This window comes from Pseudoalteromonas atlantica (assembly GCF_043641955.1).
GTDB classification, from domain to species: Bacteria; Pseudomonadota; Gammaproteobacteria; order Enterobacterales; family Alteromonadaceae; genus Pseudoalteromonas; species Pseudoalteromonas atlantica_A.
On sequence record NZ_JBHZRV010000003.1, the window covers coordinates 314,168 to 330,259 of the forward strand.

At 38.5% G+C, this 16,092-nt stretch carries 9 protein-coding genes; 3 read left to right on the top strand and 6 right to left on the bottom strand.

Annotated elements, in window-relative coordinates; all coding sequences use genetic code 11:
• Positions 1–23 precede the first annotated feature (23 nt).
• From ACHUE3_RS08870 to bcsR, 6 genes are read right to left on the bottom strand one after another with little or no spacing between them, the layout of a single operon-like run.
• On the bottom strand, positions 24–3,860 hold the full coding sequence (locus tag ACHUE3_RS08870) for a cellulose synthase subunit BcsC-related outer membrane protein (protein WP_394192130.1): 3,837 nt from the start codon (positions 3,858–3,860) through the stop codon (positions 24–26).
• Positions 3,851–4,984, bottom strand: a complete 1,134-nt coding sequence (bcsZ, locus tag ACHUE3_RS08875) for a cellulose synthase complex periplasmic endoglucanase BcsZ (RefSeq protein ID WP_394192131.1) — start codon at positions 4,982–4,984, stop codon at positions 3,851–3,853. Before bcsZ ends, ACHUE3_RS08870 begins: the two co-directional genes overlap by 10 nt.
• On the bottom strand, positions 4,984–7,230 hold the full coding sequence (bcsB, locus tag ACHUE3_RS08880; protein ID WP_394192132.1) for a cellulose biosynthesis cyclic di-GMP-binding regulatory protein BcsB: 2,247 nt from the start codon (positions 7,228–7,230) through the stop codon (positions 4,984–4,986). Before bcsB ends, bcsZ begins: the two co-directional genes overlap by 1 nt.
• The gene (gene bcsA, locus ACHUE3_RS08885; protein ID WP_394192133.1) at positions 7,223–9,889 is read right to left on the bottom strand and encodes a UDP-forming cellulose synthase catalytic subunit; all 2,667 of its coding nucleotides are present in this window, start codon (positions 9,887–9,889) and stop codon (positions 7,223–7,225) included. The genes bcsB and bcsA overlap by 8 nt, the downstream gene beginning before the upstream one ends.
• Entirely contained in the window at positions 9,882–10,601 is a 720-nt protein-coding gene (bcsQ, locus tag ACHUE3_RS08890; RefSeq protein WP_394192134.1) for a cellulose biosynthesis protein BcsQ, read from the bottom strand. The genes bcsA and bcsQ overlap by 8 nt, the downstream gene beginning before the upstream one ends.
• A 13-nt stretch (positions 10,602–10,614) precedes the next feature.
• Positions 10,615–10,818, bottom strand: a complete 204-nt coding sequence (gene bcsR / locus ACHUE3_RS08895; RefSeq protein WP_394192135.1) for a BcsR/BcsP family cellulose biosynthesis protein — start codon at positions 10,816–10,818, stop codon at positions 10,615–10,617.
• Positions 10,819–10,934: 116 nt separating this feature from the next.
• Between bcsR and bcsE the strand changes: the two genes are divergently transcribed.
• The 3 genes from bcsE to tyrR all read left to right on the top strand — a co-directional run bounded on the left by bcsE (position 10,935) and on the right by tyrR (position 16,084).
• Positions 10,935–12,554: a cellulose biosynthesis protein BcsE gene (bcsE, locus tag ACHUE3_RS08900; protein ID WP_394192136.1), complete on the top strand. Its 1,620-nt coding sequence runs from the start codon at positions 10,935–10,937 to the stop codon at positions 12,552–12,554.
• A 169-nt stretch (positions 12,555–12,723) separates the two neighbouring features.
• Complete coding sequence (bcsG, locus tag ACHUE3_RS08905) at positions 12,724–14,298, top strand: cellulose biosynthesis protein BcsG (RefSeq protein WP_394192137.1); 1,575 nt, start codon at positions 12,724–12,726, stop codon at positions 14,296–14,298.
• A 229-nt stretch (positions 14,299–14,527) separates the two neighbouring features.
• The gene (gene tyrR, locus ACHUE3_RS08910) at positions 14,528–16,084 is read left to right on the top strand and encodes a transcriptional regulator TyrR (RefSeq protein ID WP_394192138.1); all 1,557 of its coding nucleotides are present in this window, start codon (positions 14,528–14,530) and stop codon (positions 16,082–16,084) included.
• The last annotated feature ends 8 nt before the right edge of the window (positions 16,085–16,092 follow it).

Consider the following 16,092-nt stretch of genomic DNA (forward strand, 5'->3'; position numbering starts at 1 on the left):
TGGTTGTACCTCAGCACCAAGCGTTAATAGCTAGCATAAGGTACAACTGGAGTTCCTGGGAAAGTCATTTCAGTGTAAACCGGTTTAAAGTAATATCTGAAATAAAGCTGGCCAAAATTAGGTTCGTAAAAATCAGCGCGGTCTAGGTTAAAAAAGCCGCCGAAGAACCAGTGTGGTGTAAATCGATACTCGAAGCTGCCACCTAAACTATATGAAATACCAGTACTTTTGTCACCTTCAAAGAATGGACTTACACCCGTAATTGACTCTCGCTGAATGGCTTGAGATTGTAATATGGGGTCATTTGGGAAAAACTGATTGCCATCATTTTTGGTTGTTGACCAAGATAATCCAGCACGTAATCTATAGATAAAATCGTTACTTAAGCGATGATCAAAGGTAACTGGAATAGACGCGCCTATATAACTTTGCGGGCTATAATAGCCGCCATGGCCATATGTTTCTTCACTTAAATTATGTTTGAATGACCAATGAAGTAGGCTTGCGCCAACGGTTAATTCAAGATCCTTTTTTTGTATATAACGGTTATATGCGCCGCCCATGATACTGTACTGCTGATTATCTTTTACATTTTTGCCTTGTAATAACTGAAAATCAGTAGAGCCCCAAAATCCCCATTCAAGGCCGAGGTCGTGTGATACATTAAAGCGTAAGCTTGTTGCTCTTACTCCACCCCAAACTTGGTTGGTAAATACATCTTCAAGTCCACCATAGGATAGAACGGAGCTTGTAACAGGGCGTTTATTCAATGTCACACTGTAGCCAAAGTCGCCAAAACTGTTACTGTAATCGACACCCCAAACAATATCTTCAACTAAAAATCCAATAGGGGTAGTACCGATGTCAAATCGCCAAGTGTCATTTTTCCAGGCTAAACCAATATCGATGCCTTCCTGTTTTGGCTCAATACTCGTTAATGGGCAGTCCAGAATACACAACGCACCTTGTCCATAACGACTGCCTGAAAATGTTTCGTCAAAACGTGTTTCTTGGCCAGCTATTGTCACAGGGTCGAGCTTGATTATTGCCAAGCCATCCCACAAAGGAAAGCCCGCTTCGATTGGAATTGAACCTGCGCCAAGAGTCGATTGATTCTGAGTACTTGTTTGACTGCTAAAGTTAATACCTGCTGTAATATAAGCTTGATTTTTTTCTACCATAGAGGCTAATTCACGTTTAGCATTGTTTATATACCACGGTGCCTCGTCGTCTAATCTGTATAGCTTATAATTAAGAGTTGGGTCATTGGTTGCCTTTATGCTGCTGTGTGGCTCAATGGCTTCTTTATACCAAGTTTCAGCATAAAAAGGCTGTTCTTTACTTTGCGCAACTTGGGCTGCTTGATAATACATTTCTTGATTATAATCAGATTTAACTAACAAGCTTTTTGCTAAATTAATTGCATTGGTGTCATCATTTAAATCTACCAATGCAGTCATTAAAAGCTGCTGTTGGTACAACTGATCTGGTTGAACATTTTCGATTAGTGAGGCAATGATATTATCAGATAATGCATAATCGCCTTGTTCTCGACTAATTTGCGCCACCGCCAGCTGAGTGTCAGACGATAAAGCGTTTCCACTTTGTTGCTGTTGTAGATATAAATCTATGGCTGTTTTAGGTCGATTTAGTTCTATATTTGTTGCAATAATTGCTTCAATAACTTCTGGGCTATTTGACGACCTTTCGGCAAGTTTATTCAGTTTATCAAGACGCTGTTGCGGTTGGTTAAGCTTATTTATATGTGCAACTTGCAACGATAACCAGCGCGCCTGCTCATCGGTTGTAGCTTGTTGAGGTAATTGATAATTGGCAAACCAGTGTTTTACTTGTTGGTCGTTGCCACTATCTAAAAGCCACTGCCCATAGGTCATATGCCAATAAGGACTTAACGTACTATCACGCTCTAAAGCGATTTTTAGTTGCCTAGTGGCATACTGTAACTCGTTAATTTGTTGCCACTGAACGGCAAGTTCAGCTTGCATTAGTGGAGTTAGCGGCTGGGCACCTAACTCTGTGAGGTTGTAAATGATAGTTGTTCTATCCACAGGGTTATTATTTTCAAGTTTATCGAGTTTTGCATTCACAGATAGCTGTTGAGCAAATTGTTCAATATCATTTGTACGAGCGTTGTTGGGAATGTATTGAAGCGTATCTAACGCACCTTGATAATCATTAAGGGAGCTAAGAAATATAGCATGGCTGTATCGCAATTCTGCATCAAGGGGAAATTGCCATAAGGTTCTATTATACAGTGCTCTGGCGTGGGTGTTTAAACCTTGCTGTTGGTATACATTTGCTAAATCATAGTATAACCAGCTTTCTCTAGGGGTTTGCTTAATTGCTACCAAAAGTAATTCAACAGCATCGTCTAGTTGGCCTTGTTCAACTAACGAAGTTGCTCTTTGACGTAATTGTTGGCTTTGTAATACCGTATAATCTTCTATTATTGCTTGCTGTTGCTCGCGAGAAAGTTGGTAATAAAACTGATTAATTCTATCAAAATTATTATCTACACTTAATATTTCTAACATACCACGCAATGATGAGCTATTTATTGGGTCATTAGCTAACACTTTGTTGTAATAATTCATCGCTTGCTGGTAGTTGCCTTGTGCTTTAAATACTTCAGCTCTGTAATAATTAACGGTATCAGGACTCTCAGCTAAGGTATCTGCCAAGTTTAGCTTTAGCTGGGCACGTTTAAATTGTTGTGCAGCTATAGCGAGTTGAGTTTGTTCAATGTACTGCCAAAACTTGGCCGTTTTAGCTAAGTTTCGATATACGGAGACAAGATCAACTTCAAGCGTACTTCGTTGCGCTTCTTTGAAATATTTATAAGCTTTTTCATTTCTGCCTTGGCGCAAGTTAAGTAGGCCTAAGCTATTTAATACTTCATGGTCATTAGGTCGACCTTTGTAAGCGCGAAGCAGTAAATTTTCAGCTTTCACATATTGCTTTTTTTCAAGTGCACTTGCACCTTTCACCCAAAGCTTATAAGCCGGATCTGCTTGCTTTATTAATTCGTTTTTTAAATCAGTTTTAAAGTCAGAAAACTGTAATTTACCTTTACTACTCGTCGGGTAGTGACTCAGATAATCACGATAGGCGAGTTCAGTAGTTTTATTTATTGGCAGGTTCCGTAATGCATCAAGCCAAGCAAACTCTGCAGCAACACTGTATTGGTTACTGTGTGCATAGTGAGTATATATATTAAATGCTTCTTTATTTTGCGGATCTCGCTTTAATAAATGCCTTGCATAAGCAATATCGTAACGGCCTATATCTGGGTAGCGTTTTCGAAGAGATTGAAACCCTTTTAGTGCTTGTTGCCAATTGTTTGAATCTACTGCGAGCCAACTAATGTGCTCGTATTCAAACTCAGAGTTTGGATAGATAGGAGAAAATAATTTATCGTATATTTTTACGGCTTGTGGGTATTGCCCCGCTTTAGCTAGTAAGCGAGCTTTTTGAATTTGCTGTTTGTCTTCGGTGCTCACTTTAATAAACACCCGCAACTGCTTAACACAATATTGAGTATTGTCTAGTGCAGTAAACTGGTCCATAACTATTTGTGCTTTGCTAGGCTCATTTAGTGCTAAATAAACACGCGCTTGAGCACACTTTGCCAATATATTGCCCGGAGCAACGCTCATTAATTTGTCTAAGCTATCGGTCATGAGTAGCGTGTTTTGTTGAATTTCACCTAACTCAATTTGACTCACTAGCCAATTAACCGATTGCGTATCTAAATCTTTAGGTGACTGCGCAAGTACGGGCGATGATGCGAAATAAAAGCTACTTAACAGTGAAACACCTAGCAATCCTTTTAGCGACATTCAGTGCTCCAATGAGGTATCAATTTCCCCATTTCATCGATAGTAAATTGCTTGCTTATGGTACTTGTGCCAAATAAATATAAAACACTGTCGTAGTAACGATTTGTTGTAAATGAGGTATCGATCATCAATTTTTGTTGTAATGCAGTCATCGTTTCATCTTCATTATATGCGGCTAGTAGCGGCAATAATGCTGCATCAAACCCACGGGGACCATACTTTTGTACTTTGCCTGTATTTGCAAAAGTATTTAATGGAGATCCCGATAACCTAACAACATGGTCAGACATTGGTTTAAATTGTTCTATTAATTCGTCTCTATAAGGCGCATTTTCAGCCATCATACTAGCCCATAAGTAAACACGGATGGCGTTATAGCTGCCTAAGTCAGGTGTTGTTTTATCGTAATAAAACCCTTTACTTGGCTGATACATAACCCAGTCAGGACTTACGCCTTTTTGGCTTGTTTCTATAATCATTTTAGCTGAATTATCATGCAATTTTTGCCAAGGGGAGTGCGGGTATAACTGGCTCAATTGGCGAAGGATAAACAAAGGGGCGTAGCTCGGGTTAAGTTTGTATTGTTGATTTTGATGTTCAAATCCACTCGGTGCGGGTAGCAAAGATAACCCTAAGTTTGGAATATATGCGGTTTCTTCACGCATAATACGTTTCGCCATCACAGCCGATAACACACTGTAACGTCTATCTTGCCATAGCATTGCTGCTTGAGAGAGTGTGTACGCAATCCATAGATCTGAGTCAGATGCCGGGTTTGAGTCTAAAATTGATTCTTTGCCACGCTCATCGATGCCCCACTGCCATGCAGGAAGGCGAGTACTTAAGTCACCTTCAGCAAGATTGACCTCTGTCCATTCAAGTAATTTATCAAACGTCGCGCGGTCATTGGCAATTAATGCAAAAAATAACGCGTATGACTGTCCTTCTGAGGTTGTAATAGACTGTTTACTGCCTAAGTCAATTACACGGCCTTCTGCAGTAATAAAATGATTTTTAAACGTTTCCCATTGTGTCCAAGGTTCACACATTGTTTGCGCAATACTAGGTGTTGATAACAATAAAAAAGCCAATAATGAATAAATCTTAATGTACGTATTTTTCATTATTCGTCTCCTTCAGATAAACGTTTTTGAGTTAATACGCCGAGCAAGCGCCAAAGTAAAAATGAGATAAGCAACAATATTAATATAGATAAAAAGGCCAAAACAAATGGATGATCAGAGAAGTGGAACCAAATTAGTGTATGAATAGGTATTTGACCAATATAATAAAGGTCGTCAGTACTTATTGTTTTAATCCCTTTGTTACTAATTACTGTTGCACTGCCTTTGATTTGCGCCGTAGTGCTGTCGTTAATCAAAGAGTTACTTAGCAGTTTATAAGCACTATCTGTCGTTGCAATCATTGATACGACAGAGCGATCTGAATTAAACGGTGATTGATACCCCGCGATAATACCAAGCTTACCAGTGCTGTTAATACTTACATTAATTTTTTCAGGTTTATTATCATGATAAGCACCGTTATAAATTGCTTGATTAACAATACGCTGATTATTTTTTAATAGCACACTTATAGCAGTGTCTTTTGGCAATTCAGAATTAAGCGCGTCAGGTTTACCAATAATAAGGATATCTTTATCTGCTAAATCCAGCTCACTTGTTGGAAATGCGATGTTTAAGCGGTGCGCAGGATAACCTGTAATTTGACCTAAGTGGCCGGTAAAGTTAAGCAATAACTCAATTGCTTGAGCTGAACTATTTGGCTCAATGATAAGGGTTGTTTGATGCAAGTCTGCGTACTTGGTAAATGGAAAACCACTGTTTGCAAATACGTTTAGGTTAGGCAAAGCAATGTAATGGTGAAAATCACTCACGTCTATACTAGAGCTGCCATCAATAACCCCATATTCACCACCTGCGGGCACGGCGCTACATTTTCCGGCTTTAACAACACCAAATTTAAAGTCATATGTTAGTTGGTTCTTTTTACTCAGATCTAACCCTGTTAATTCAAAATCACGTTGCGCGTGAACCATGTTGTTATCACTTAGCAATGGCATAAAGCTATTCGATTCGACCATTTCTGAACTGTCAGTAGCTAATACGAAACCGTTAATAAACTTACCATTGATAAGCATATTTAAACGTGAAAGTAATGCATCATCTGCAGGGGCATTACGGTAATGTAAGTCAATAGGTATGCCTTCTTTACGCCATGTAAATAAATCAGGAGCAAAACGAACGTCTAGATTTACAGGACGCCCTTGTACACCTTGAGATTGCAACTGGTTTGGGTATTCAACAAACTCTTCAAACGCAACGGCTCTATCAGAGCGTACCCATCGAGGTGCGTCGTAGGCTTTTCTTAACGGTAAATGATTAATGCTATTTACGCTTGCGGTGCGCCCTGTCATGACTTTATGACCGAATGCTAAACCTAGAGCGGCCTCTTTTAATTGACTGGTGTCTTTTCCTAAAATGAGCAGCACTTTTGCATATCGATTAACTGGGCTTGAAATAATCTCAATGGTTGGCTTAGTTACATCAGGGTAGTCGAGTAAAAAATCAGGTTTATTATCATTTGTTGCAAAGACAACGCTGTGCTGAGTTGGTGTTTTATTAAATTCGACAGGAAAGCTTGCTTTGCGCCAATCAGCGAGGGATGCAAACCAGCTTGATAATGTTGCAGCTGCTTCTAATGTGTTTTTGTCTGTTTTAGATGTAAAAATGAATGGCAGCGTGAGTTGTGTGTAATCTCGCTCATCAAAAAATGGAGCTGGAAGATACTCAAGTAAGCTCTCTAGGGCAAGTGCTTGTTGGTCTATAGTGATAGAGCTGTTTTGGCTGAGCTCTGTCCAAATTGTCTTACTGAAATCATCTTGGCAAATTAAGTCATAATAGCCAACCAACTCAAAGCGAACTTGGTTGAAGTCTTTGATGAATTTAGGGTTGAGTTCAAGGCTATGAGTGGCCAATGATTCTATTTTTTTATTGTGGTCATTAATTGGCATAACCGTGATCAGGTTATCGTTAAAATAAATTTTTAAATGCGAAACTCGGCTTATTAATGCTGGAGAATGGCTATATGAAAAATTAAGCGTTAGCTTTTTACCAATTTTGTCTAATCGGTTTGTAAAATCAACAGCTGTTGTGTTGTTTATACCGTCTAGTTTGTATTTATTAACCCCCAAACGTTTAAAGCTGAGCGTCAAGCTTTGCGTTGGTGCTTGCTCTGGGTATCCCGCATCAAAAATACTTTTATCTGCAAGAGGCTCTGATGCGGCTGCAAACAAAGAACTGCACAATGCTAATATTAGAAAAACAGGTTTAAATATATATTTAGTCATATTGGTTATAATACTTTATTGGTTTTTTCGGTAATAACGACACTACAAAGTTAATTATGTTTGCCATTAAAATTATAAATGGTTTAAATTGACTTGGCGCATGATAAATCAAATTGGTAAAACCTCGTAAGCTGGTAATAAAAACATGTTTAAAGCTGTAAGAGGGTCTATCGTGTTTAAAGTTTTCTTGCCAATCTATCCATGCATCAGCTCTTGAGAAAGTACATTGGATAAATGCTTTTTGTTTAGCTAAATCAAGGTCTCGCAAGGTTAAGCCAATTTGGTTTTTTCGGGTGTTGCAAATATAAGTTGGAAATGAAAATTGTTTTTTGCCGCGACTCATTAACAACTCAACTTTATCATTTTCACGGCAAGGGTGCTCACTGATGGTTTCAATGCCCACACCACTGTCAGAGTAATCTGTAATTTTAACCTTAATTGTACGGCCATTCTCTAATCTGATAGCAGCAGGAAAATTAGCTTTTATTCGATGAGAACTACGTACTTGTTTTGCTTCTGCAGCAACTGCAACTGCCGCCCCTAAAATTATGATGTTGTAGCTAACCCAAATCATGCTAATAAGTAATACGCCTATTTGTGATACATCACCAAAAAGTAAGCGAAAAACAGCGTAACACATGCCAACTACATTAATTAATAATAGCACGATATAGGGCTTGGATATCAGCCAGTCATAACGGGCGGTATCGTTTAAGCCGCCTTTTTCAGTCACATTAAACTTTCCTTTATTAGGGTTTATTAACGCCACTGTGGTCGGTTTTAATATATACCAGGCTAAAACAGACTCATAAACTTCTCCCCAAAAGGAGTACCTGTATTTTCCTTGAACTCTGGAGTTGGTTATTTTGACTTGCATTAAAGTGGGTACTATGTATAAAAATATAGCAATAAAAGGCGCATAAATAATATAAGCATTGAAGTATATTAATGCCAGAGGGGCTGTTAAAAATACAATGCGAGGAATACCTGATAAAAAGTGAAGCATCGCATTTATGTAGCATAAACGTTGAACTAAACTGAGGCCTTTTCCGAGTAGTGGGTTATCAAGCCTAAAGATTTGCGCCATGCCTCTGGCCCATCTTATACGTTGACCAACATGCGCTGATAAACTATCAGTAGCCAGTCCAGCAGCCTGTGGAATGTTAATATAGGCTGTTTTGTAACCTTCACGCTGCATTCGCAGAGCGGTATGAGCATCTTCGGTAACAGTTTCTACTGCAAAGCCACCAATATCGTCAAGTGCTTTACGTTTTAGAACGGCGCACGAGCCGCAAAAAAAAGTGGCATCCCACATGTCATTACCGTCTTGAATCAAACCATAAAACAACATGTTTTCATTTGGTATTTTTCGATGGTTATCAAGATTTCTTTCAAATGGGTCTGCGGAGAAAAAGTGATGGGGCGTTTGTACTAAACACACTTTTTCATCATTCATAAATTGCCCCATAGTCATTTGTAAAAATGAACGGGCGGGGATATGGTCACAGTCAAAAATAGCAATGTACTCACCATCGGTGTATTTCATTGCGTGATTCATATTGCCTGCTTTGGCGTGGCTGTTATCTGGTCTGTCTAAGTAACCAACGCCTATTTCTTTTGCTAACTCTGCAAATTCAGGGCGTTTACCATCATCTAAAATATAAATGTTTAGTTTATCTGCTGGCCAGTCAATGCTTTGAGCTGCAATTGCGGTGGGTTTTACCACGCTTAAAGGCTCATTATAAGTTGGGATATAAACATCCACAGTAGGCCACTTAGATGTATCACTGTCCATCGGGATTGGCTTGCGGTGTAGTGGGTTTATTGTTTGGAAAAAACCTAAAATGAGTACGAGCCACGCGTACGTTTCAGCCAGTAATAGTCCCATACCTAAAGCAAGCGCTACGGGGTCTCCCCAATTAAGTGTATCAGTGAAACGCCACCATAAATAACGCGTTGAGGTAGTAACAGAAAGCGTGATCATAGTGATCGTAGCAATTTGCCCTTCAACGCGCCTTAGAGAATAGGCAACAATTAATATCAAACTAATGTAGATGGCTTGTGCTTCTAGGCTAAAGGGCACCGTAATAAATACAAATACTGCAAAGGCAATCACAAAATACAAGGCGATTTTTAAAAATTTACTATTCCAAATAGTCGCTTTTCTTACGCGTTGATATGATTTGCTTTTACTTCCTACTCTAAGGTGCAGCCATAATCTTTTGAATTTAAGGGTGAGCTTTCTGTCCACAAAGGCAAGCAGTGCAACTATTCTACTAAATAGTCTGGTGCTAGTTTTTATAACTGTTTCAGTAGGTTGATGTTTAGTAGAGACCTTAAATATTGCTAAATAGAGACTTTGTAGTAACACCCTAATTATATTTGCTGGTGTTGATATTGGCTCAGACACATGCGGGTATAAGTGCCTTAATTTAATTTTTATGCGTTTTTTATTGTTATTGTCTAGTTTGATGAATAACGAAATGAATAATAAGATGAATGGCATCAAAATAGCACCAATAGCGCTGACTTTATGGTGATTAAAATAACTATGAAATTTAAACAAAATAAAGCGGACTATTTTTTTTGTAAAAAACACACTTAAAATCAATGCAAATAGTCGTTCGGCCACGCTTTTTTTGTCACTATGCTTAATCATTATCTGCCGCTCTAGTAACTAGCCAACTGGCAAGCGTTTCAAAATCATCATAAGCAACACTATAAGGCGCGCAATTCACAGCCACATTTCTAAAAGCGGTGGACTCTTTAATTACTTCATCTTTATTAATGTGAACAGGTGCTAGCAAGGGGGTTTCAGATTGCCATATTTGAAGTAAATCAGATTCGAGCTCACTGGCTGAATTATAGTTATTTATTAAAAAGTAATGTTGCCATTTTTTCGAAGATTGATTCAATTGAAGTAAACGCCTGTAAATAAGGCTGTGGCAAATTGCATCACAATTAATAACTTCTAAAACAATATCATGGGATGATAAGTCATAATCTTGTAAATCTTGGTGTGCAGGACAGTCAAACAAAAGCCAAGCGTTGTCATTTACTTGCAATTGCTGAGCAGATTCAATCGTTTTTTGTGTACGCTGTGTGCTGGCAGATAATGTGCCAAAGGGTAAGAATATAACGCCGTCATCATCTATGTGAAATTCATCCAAGGCGCTTTCAAACGAAAGGTAATTACTCCAGCCAGAAGTATGTTCCCACGATAACCCCAAATGAAGGCCCAAATCACTTTTAGGGTCGAGATCGATTGCAATGACGTCTTCATCAGACTTTCTTAGCGCACAGGCGAGGTTAGCAACAATAGAAGTTGTACCCGTACCGCCTTTTATTCCTTTGAGAAACACTTTTTTCATATGTGGTAAGCGACTATTTCGTATTCATGTTTATATCGAACATTTCGCAAGAACGAGACACATCACTCAATAAAGGATACTTTTCAATTATTTGGTTATTCTTTTGCACATCAACAATTTCAATATAAGATGAAGTTTTACCACCAAATCGGCTTAATAAATTATCAATATCATATTGTGTGAGGATATTTGACTTTTTTACTGAAAACTCATTCATTAAGACTATCTCTTGTAAATAAAACGCTATTAATTATGTTTCGATGTGGACTTAGTTAACATTATATATAGAATGTTGGACAAAACTAGCTAAAAGTATTAATTATAGGATATGAAGTGCCTAATTTCGATATAGAGGGGCTCCCAAGCTCATTTACAACGCTTAAAAACAGTGCAACGTATATATTTATATCCCCTCTTGATAATCAAGTAATAGAGTTCGCTTTACAGGCTATCTCAAGCACTTCATCGGCACACCTATTTATTTTATCATCGCAAATCGAATTGTTTTATGAGTCGCGTTACTCACTTAATTTAAATGCTTTACATGAAAAAGGCCAAGTACACTCATTTTCTTTTGACTATGCGTTGGCACAAAAAAAGAAGCTTAACTTTACTAACCACCTACTTAATGAACTGAAAGTGTACGATGAGCTTATTGGTTCTACAGTTGTTCTTCATATTCATACTGACCTATTTACGCGTCATTCACAGGCGCAATTAGCTGAACGGCTGAAGCATTATGAAAAGTTTGCAAAAAAATACCAATTGACATTTATTTTCATAATTACCGGAATTGAAGTTGCACAAGTTCGCAGAGATGTGCAAGTACTTAATAAGCACTTTGATGGCATTGTTTACATTTCAAATGATGCTGCTGTGCGAACCCTTGAGTATGATTATTGGAGTTATAATGAAGGTGTTAAGGCAGGGGAGTCTGTTCAACTAGAGGCATATGGAAATCGGTTTAAAGCGGTCAATAAAAGCGAGTTGAGCGAACAAAACCCTCATCAAAACTTTGATGAAGATGATGTATGGTTAGTTAAAACAGCCGTACCAGAGGGGACTAAATTACCGGTGTTTTATAAAACTGTTGCTGATAATGAAGCACTTTTTAAGCACGGTAATAAGGTAAAAGCGGCTACATTAGTATTTGCTGTAACCCGTTACACAGATTTAGCAACCTTAGCTAGCCAGTGCTTTTCGTTAAGAAATCACTGTGGTAAGAAGTTAAAATTGGTAGTGCAGAACGTAGATGGTATTATTCGACACCAAGATGAATGTTTATTTTTAACCTTGGGCGTGAACCTTATTCTATATAGTTTTTCAGAGCCTTCACGTTTGCTTTCACAGATTCAGTCAATACAAGGTTTTCAGTTCTCAAGACCTTTGCCTAGCAATATTGAAGAGGTTTTAAAATACTCCGAAAGCTCCCTCGCAAAAGGCTTTTTACCGCTCAATGAGTTTGCAAAACAGGTATTGAATTACAGTGACTCCGCTTCAAATATGGGTGTAAGTGGTGTGTTAGTAGTGATGCGACTATTACCCCGCATTGAAGCGATACATCCTTTGCAGCTGTTTCATGTAAAGCGAGAAGGGGATGTGTTTAGTACTGTTGATGACCAAGTTTACTTATACTTGCATGCTTGTCGTGAACACGATGTTGAAAATGCGATTAAACATTTGTTTAGGCTAAAAGTGGCTGATTTCTTTGATTCAAAAATTGTGATCGCCGATCACTTTTTTATTCAGCAAGAGTGTAGGCGCTTAAAAAATAAGTATGAGGGTGTGCAAGTGCCAGATTACACACTGCAATTACAGGATAATACACGCCATATATTTGATAAACGGCCTACTAATACTGCAAATGAGAAAGTTGATTCACCAGAATTTAGAAAAGTAACTCGCCCTTTTGCAACACCTTGTTTGATGAGCTTAAAGGATTCGTTGAAATGAATTTAAATCAGTTTTTTATTACTTTTTTGATTGCCCTAATTGTTGGCGTTATTTTAAGTAATATCGCAAAAGTAATCTTTGTGCATTTTATGAAGTTTTATCGAAAGTTAACATTCAGACATGTATTACTTAAGCCTTATGCACCAAGTATTAAAAAGAAGGATAAAATGTGAAGATAACAGGTTTAGGTATTTGGAATGTTTATTTTTTAATTAAAATTGCTTTGTTTGCCCGTGGCGATATTTCATTTCATTTTATAGAGAATTTAGCGTTTTTTGCCTTTTTAACACTATCATTTAATCATTCATTACTACAGCGCGGTAAGCATGTTTTAGCGGGAGTACTTGCTGTTGTATTATTTTATTATGATTCATGGTTACCGCCTATTTCGCGTTTGTTAAAGCAGGTTGGTAATGTACAAGATTTTAGTTTGGACTACTTTATTGAAATAAGCGCACGGGTAGTGAGCTTGGAGCTATTTTTAAGCCTATTTGTTGTTTGTGTTTTCTATCGATATACTCATCAATGGTTACGTTATACCACGCTTTCGTTAGTCGGGTTTGGCTATGCTTTTTGGTTAGCTTCAGCGAGCGTTGATGTAGAAGCCGTTTTACCTCAAGTATCACAAAAACAATTCAGAGCCCCCTCTAAAGAGGTGGTAGATGTCAGTGAGTCGCTTCCTCCTCAACAACAGCTTACACGTTTCTATCAAGAGCAAAGTCAATTAACTAGTGCATTTCCTGAGCAATTACCAGAAAACCCTTTCGATGTATTAATCCTTAATGTGTGCTCTTTATCCACTGCAGATTTAAATGCTATTGATGTAGACCCGCGCGAACTATTTAGTAACTTTGATGTATTGTTTAGTGATTTTAACTCAGCCACATCTTACAGTGGTCCTGCTGCGATTCGGTTATTGCGAGCAAGCTGTGGGCAAACCAGTCAACCACAACTTTTTGAACCAGTGCCAAAACAGTGTTACTTGTTTGAGAATTTAGCCGAGCTTGGTTTTGATACCTCTGTTGCCATGAACCACGATGGTCACTTTGATGATTTTAAAGGGTTAATTAACTCATATGGTGGCATAAACATTCCGAAATTGAACTTTGCAAATTATTCACCCTTTCAATTTGGCTTCGATGGCAAACCTATCTATTCAGATCAAGAAGTATTGACTAATTGGCTTTCCTCGCAACCAGAAAGTAATACACCTCGTGCACTTTATTACAATACGATTAGTTTACATGATGGTAATCAAATCGCAGGTTATGACCGCATGAGTAGCCCAAAAAGCTACCCTATAAGACAAAAACAACTGTTTAGTGATATTAGTCAGTTTATTGATAAACTTGAAGGCGCCAAGCGTAATACCTTATTAGTGCTTGTGCCGGAGCATGGAGCAGCCCTTGAGGGTGATAAGGTTCAATTTTCAGGATTACGAGAAATACCAAGCCCTAAGATAGTTTCGGTTCCTAGTGCGATTAAGTTTATTGGTCCTAACATAACCCATTCGGGGTTAATCGAAGTCAGTGAGTCAACGAGCTATTTTGCCCTATCTGAAATCATCAGTCGTGCACTGAAAACCAATGTTTTTTCAGGTAATACATCAATTGGTTCACTACTTGACGATTTACCACGAGCACCTAAAGTAGCTGAGAATGAAGACACTATAATGATGTATATCAACGAGCGACCTCATATTCAGCTCGATGGTGGAGAGTGGACTGCCTATCCGCAAGACTAATAATTAGAGCGCGCTCTGATTTCACATGTTTTTATTAAGCAATAAACGCTAAATCATTCAGTGGTAGCTACGTAAAATAGCTACCACTGATTTATATTATTTTATGAGTAATATGACGCTAATGCTTCAGCGCTAATTAATCGTCCAAAAATCTTTACGATATACTATCCTCATTCGCTTTGTTCGCGTATTATTCGCGGAATATTGGTTTTCTCTTTTTGAGGGTGAAATGCGTTTAGATATACACTGTGCAGACCGGATTGGTATTGCTCAAGAAATACTTAATATTTTAGTTAACTACCAAGTTGACTTAAAAGGTATTGAGGTTGATTCAGTTAACTGCCGTATGTATGTAAGTTTTCCGCCCATTGAATTTGAACAATTTCAAAAAATCATGCCCTCTATTCGTTTGATTGACGGCGTTATGGATGTTCGAACAACTGCATTCTTGCCTTCTGAGCGTGAACATAACGAGCTGAATACGCTTTTAAGAGCCTTACCAGACGGTATAATTTCAATTGACGCCAAAGGTTGGGTTAGACTTTGCAATGACGCTGCATGCAAAGATTTACAATTAACAGAGAAAGAAGTTATTGGCTCAAATATTAATAACTTACTTAAAGGGTTTAATTTTACTCGTTGGCTAGAAAGTAAAGAAGTGCTTGGCCAAACAACGCGCGTTGAAGTTGCTGGTGAAGATTTTATTGCCGATATCTTACCAATTTCAGTTCCGCAAGGTGCTGAAGGCGATGTGCTTGCAGGCGCAGTAATAAACATAAAATCTCAAAGTCGTTTAGGCCAGCAAGTCAGTGCGTTTAGACGTTATGGTCAAGAGAGTTTTGCAACTATCCATAACTTTAGTACAGCAATGCGCAGAGTTGTGCGAGAAGCCCGCAAAATGGCGCAGCTTGAAGCTCCTATATTAATCACAGGTGAAACGGGCACAGGTAAAGAGTTGTTAGCCCGTGCATGTCATTACGCTTCAAACCGTTCAGTAAAACCGTTTATTGCATTGTCGTGTGCGTCTTTGCCTGATGATGTTGCAGAGTCAGAGCTCTTTGGGTATGCAGGCTATGAAGAAAATGCCGCTCCTAAACGTGGAGTATTAGAGCAGGCAGACGGCGGCACTGTGTTTTTAGATGAAGTTGGGGAAATGTCGACTCAGTTGCAGACTAAACTGTTACGATTTTTACAAGACGGTACGTTTAGAAAAGTAGGTGATGAGAACGAAGTAAAAGTAAATGTGCGCATCATTGCTGCGACGCAAAAAGATTTGCCTGCAATGGTACAAGAAGGTGCCTTTAGGGAAGACTTATATTACCGGATTAACGTATTAACTCTTGAAATAGCTCCACTGCGCGATAGAAAAGCCGATGTTGGCCCACTAGCTGAACACTTTATACAAAAGTATGCGCAGCAAAATGGCCACGCAATACCTGAGTTATCGGCAGAATGTTTAACGTTTTTACAAGATTACCCGTGGCCTGGAAATGTACGTCAACTTGAAAATGCTATTTATAGAGCCGTATCACTTTTAGATGATAATGAACTCAGAGTTGAGCATTTGCAATTACCTACATTTACCCACGATTTAGGATATTTGGAATCGGATTTCGAAGGATCACTTGATCAAGCTGTTAAACGATTTGAGGCGACGCTGCTGCGTAAACTTTATCCGGCTTACCCAAGTTCACGTCAACTCGCAAAACGCTTAGGCTTGAGCCACACTGCTGTTGCAAATAAGTTGCGTGACTATGGAATTAACCGCAAGACAGTAAAAGTTTAACTCTCTAT

Bases quoted from the DNA above. Each gene is read 5' to 3' on its own strand.
- ACHUE3_RS08870 (WP_394192130.1), bottom strand. From the start codon at position 3,860: ATGTCGCTAAAAGGATTGCTAGGTGTTTCACTGTTAAGTAGCTTTTAT.
- bcsZ (WP_394192131.1), bottom strand. From the start codon at position 4,984: ATGAAAAATACGTACATTAAGATTTATTCATTATTGGCTTTTTTATTG.
- bcsB (WP_394192132.1), bottom strand. From the start codon at position 7,230: ATGACTAAATATATATTTAAACCTGTTTTTCTAATATTAGCATTGTGC.
- bcsA (WP_394192133.1), bottom strand. From the start codon at position 9,889: ATGATTAAGCATAGTGACAAAAAAAGCGTGGCCGAACGACTATTTGCA.
- bcsQ (WP_394192134.1), bottom strand. From the start codon at position 10,601: ATGAAAAAAGTGTTTCTCAAAGGAATAAAAGGCGGTACGGGTACAACT.
- bcsR (WP_394192135.1), bottom strand. From the start codon at position 10,818: ATGAATGAGTTTTCAGTAAAAAAGTCAAATATCCTCACACAATATGAT.
- tyrR (WP_394192138.1), top strand. From the start codon at position 14,528: ATGCGTTTAGATATACACTGTGCAGACCGGATTGGTATTGCTCAAGAA.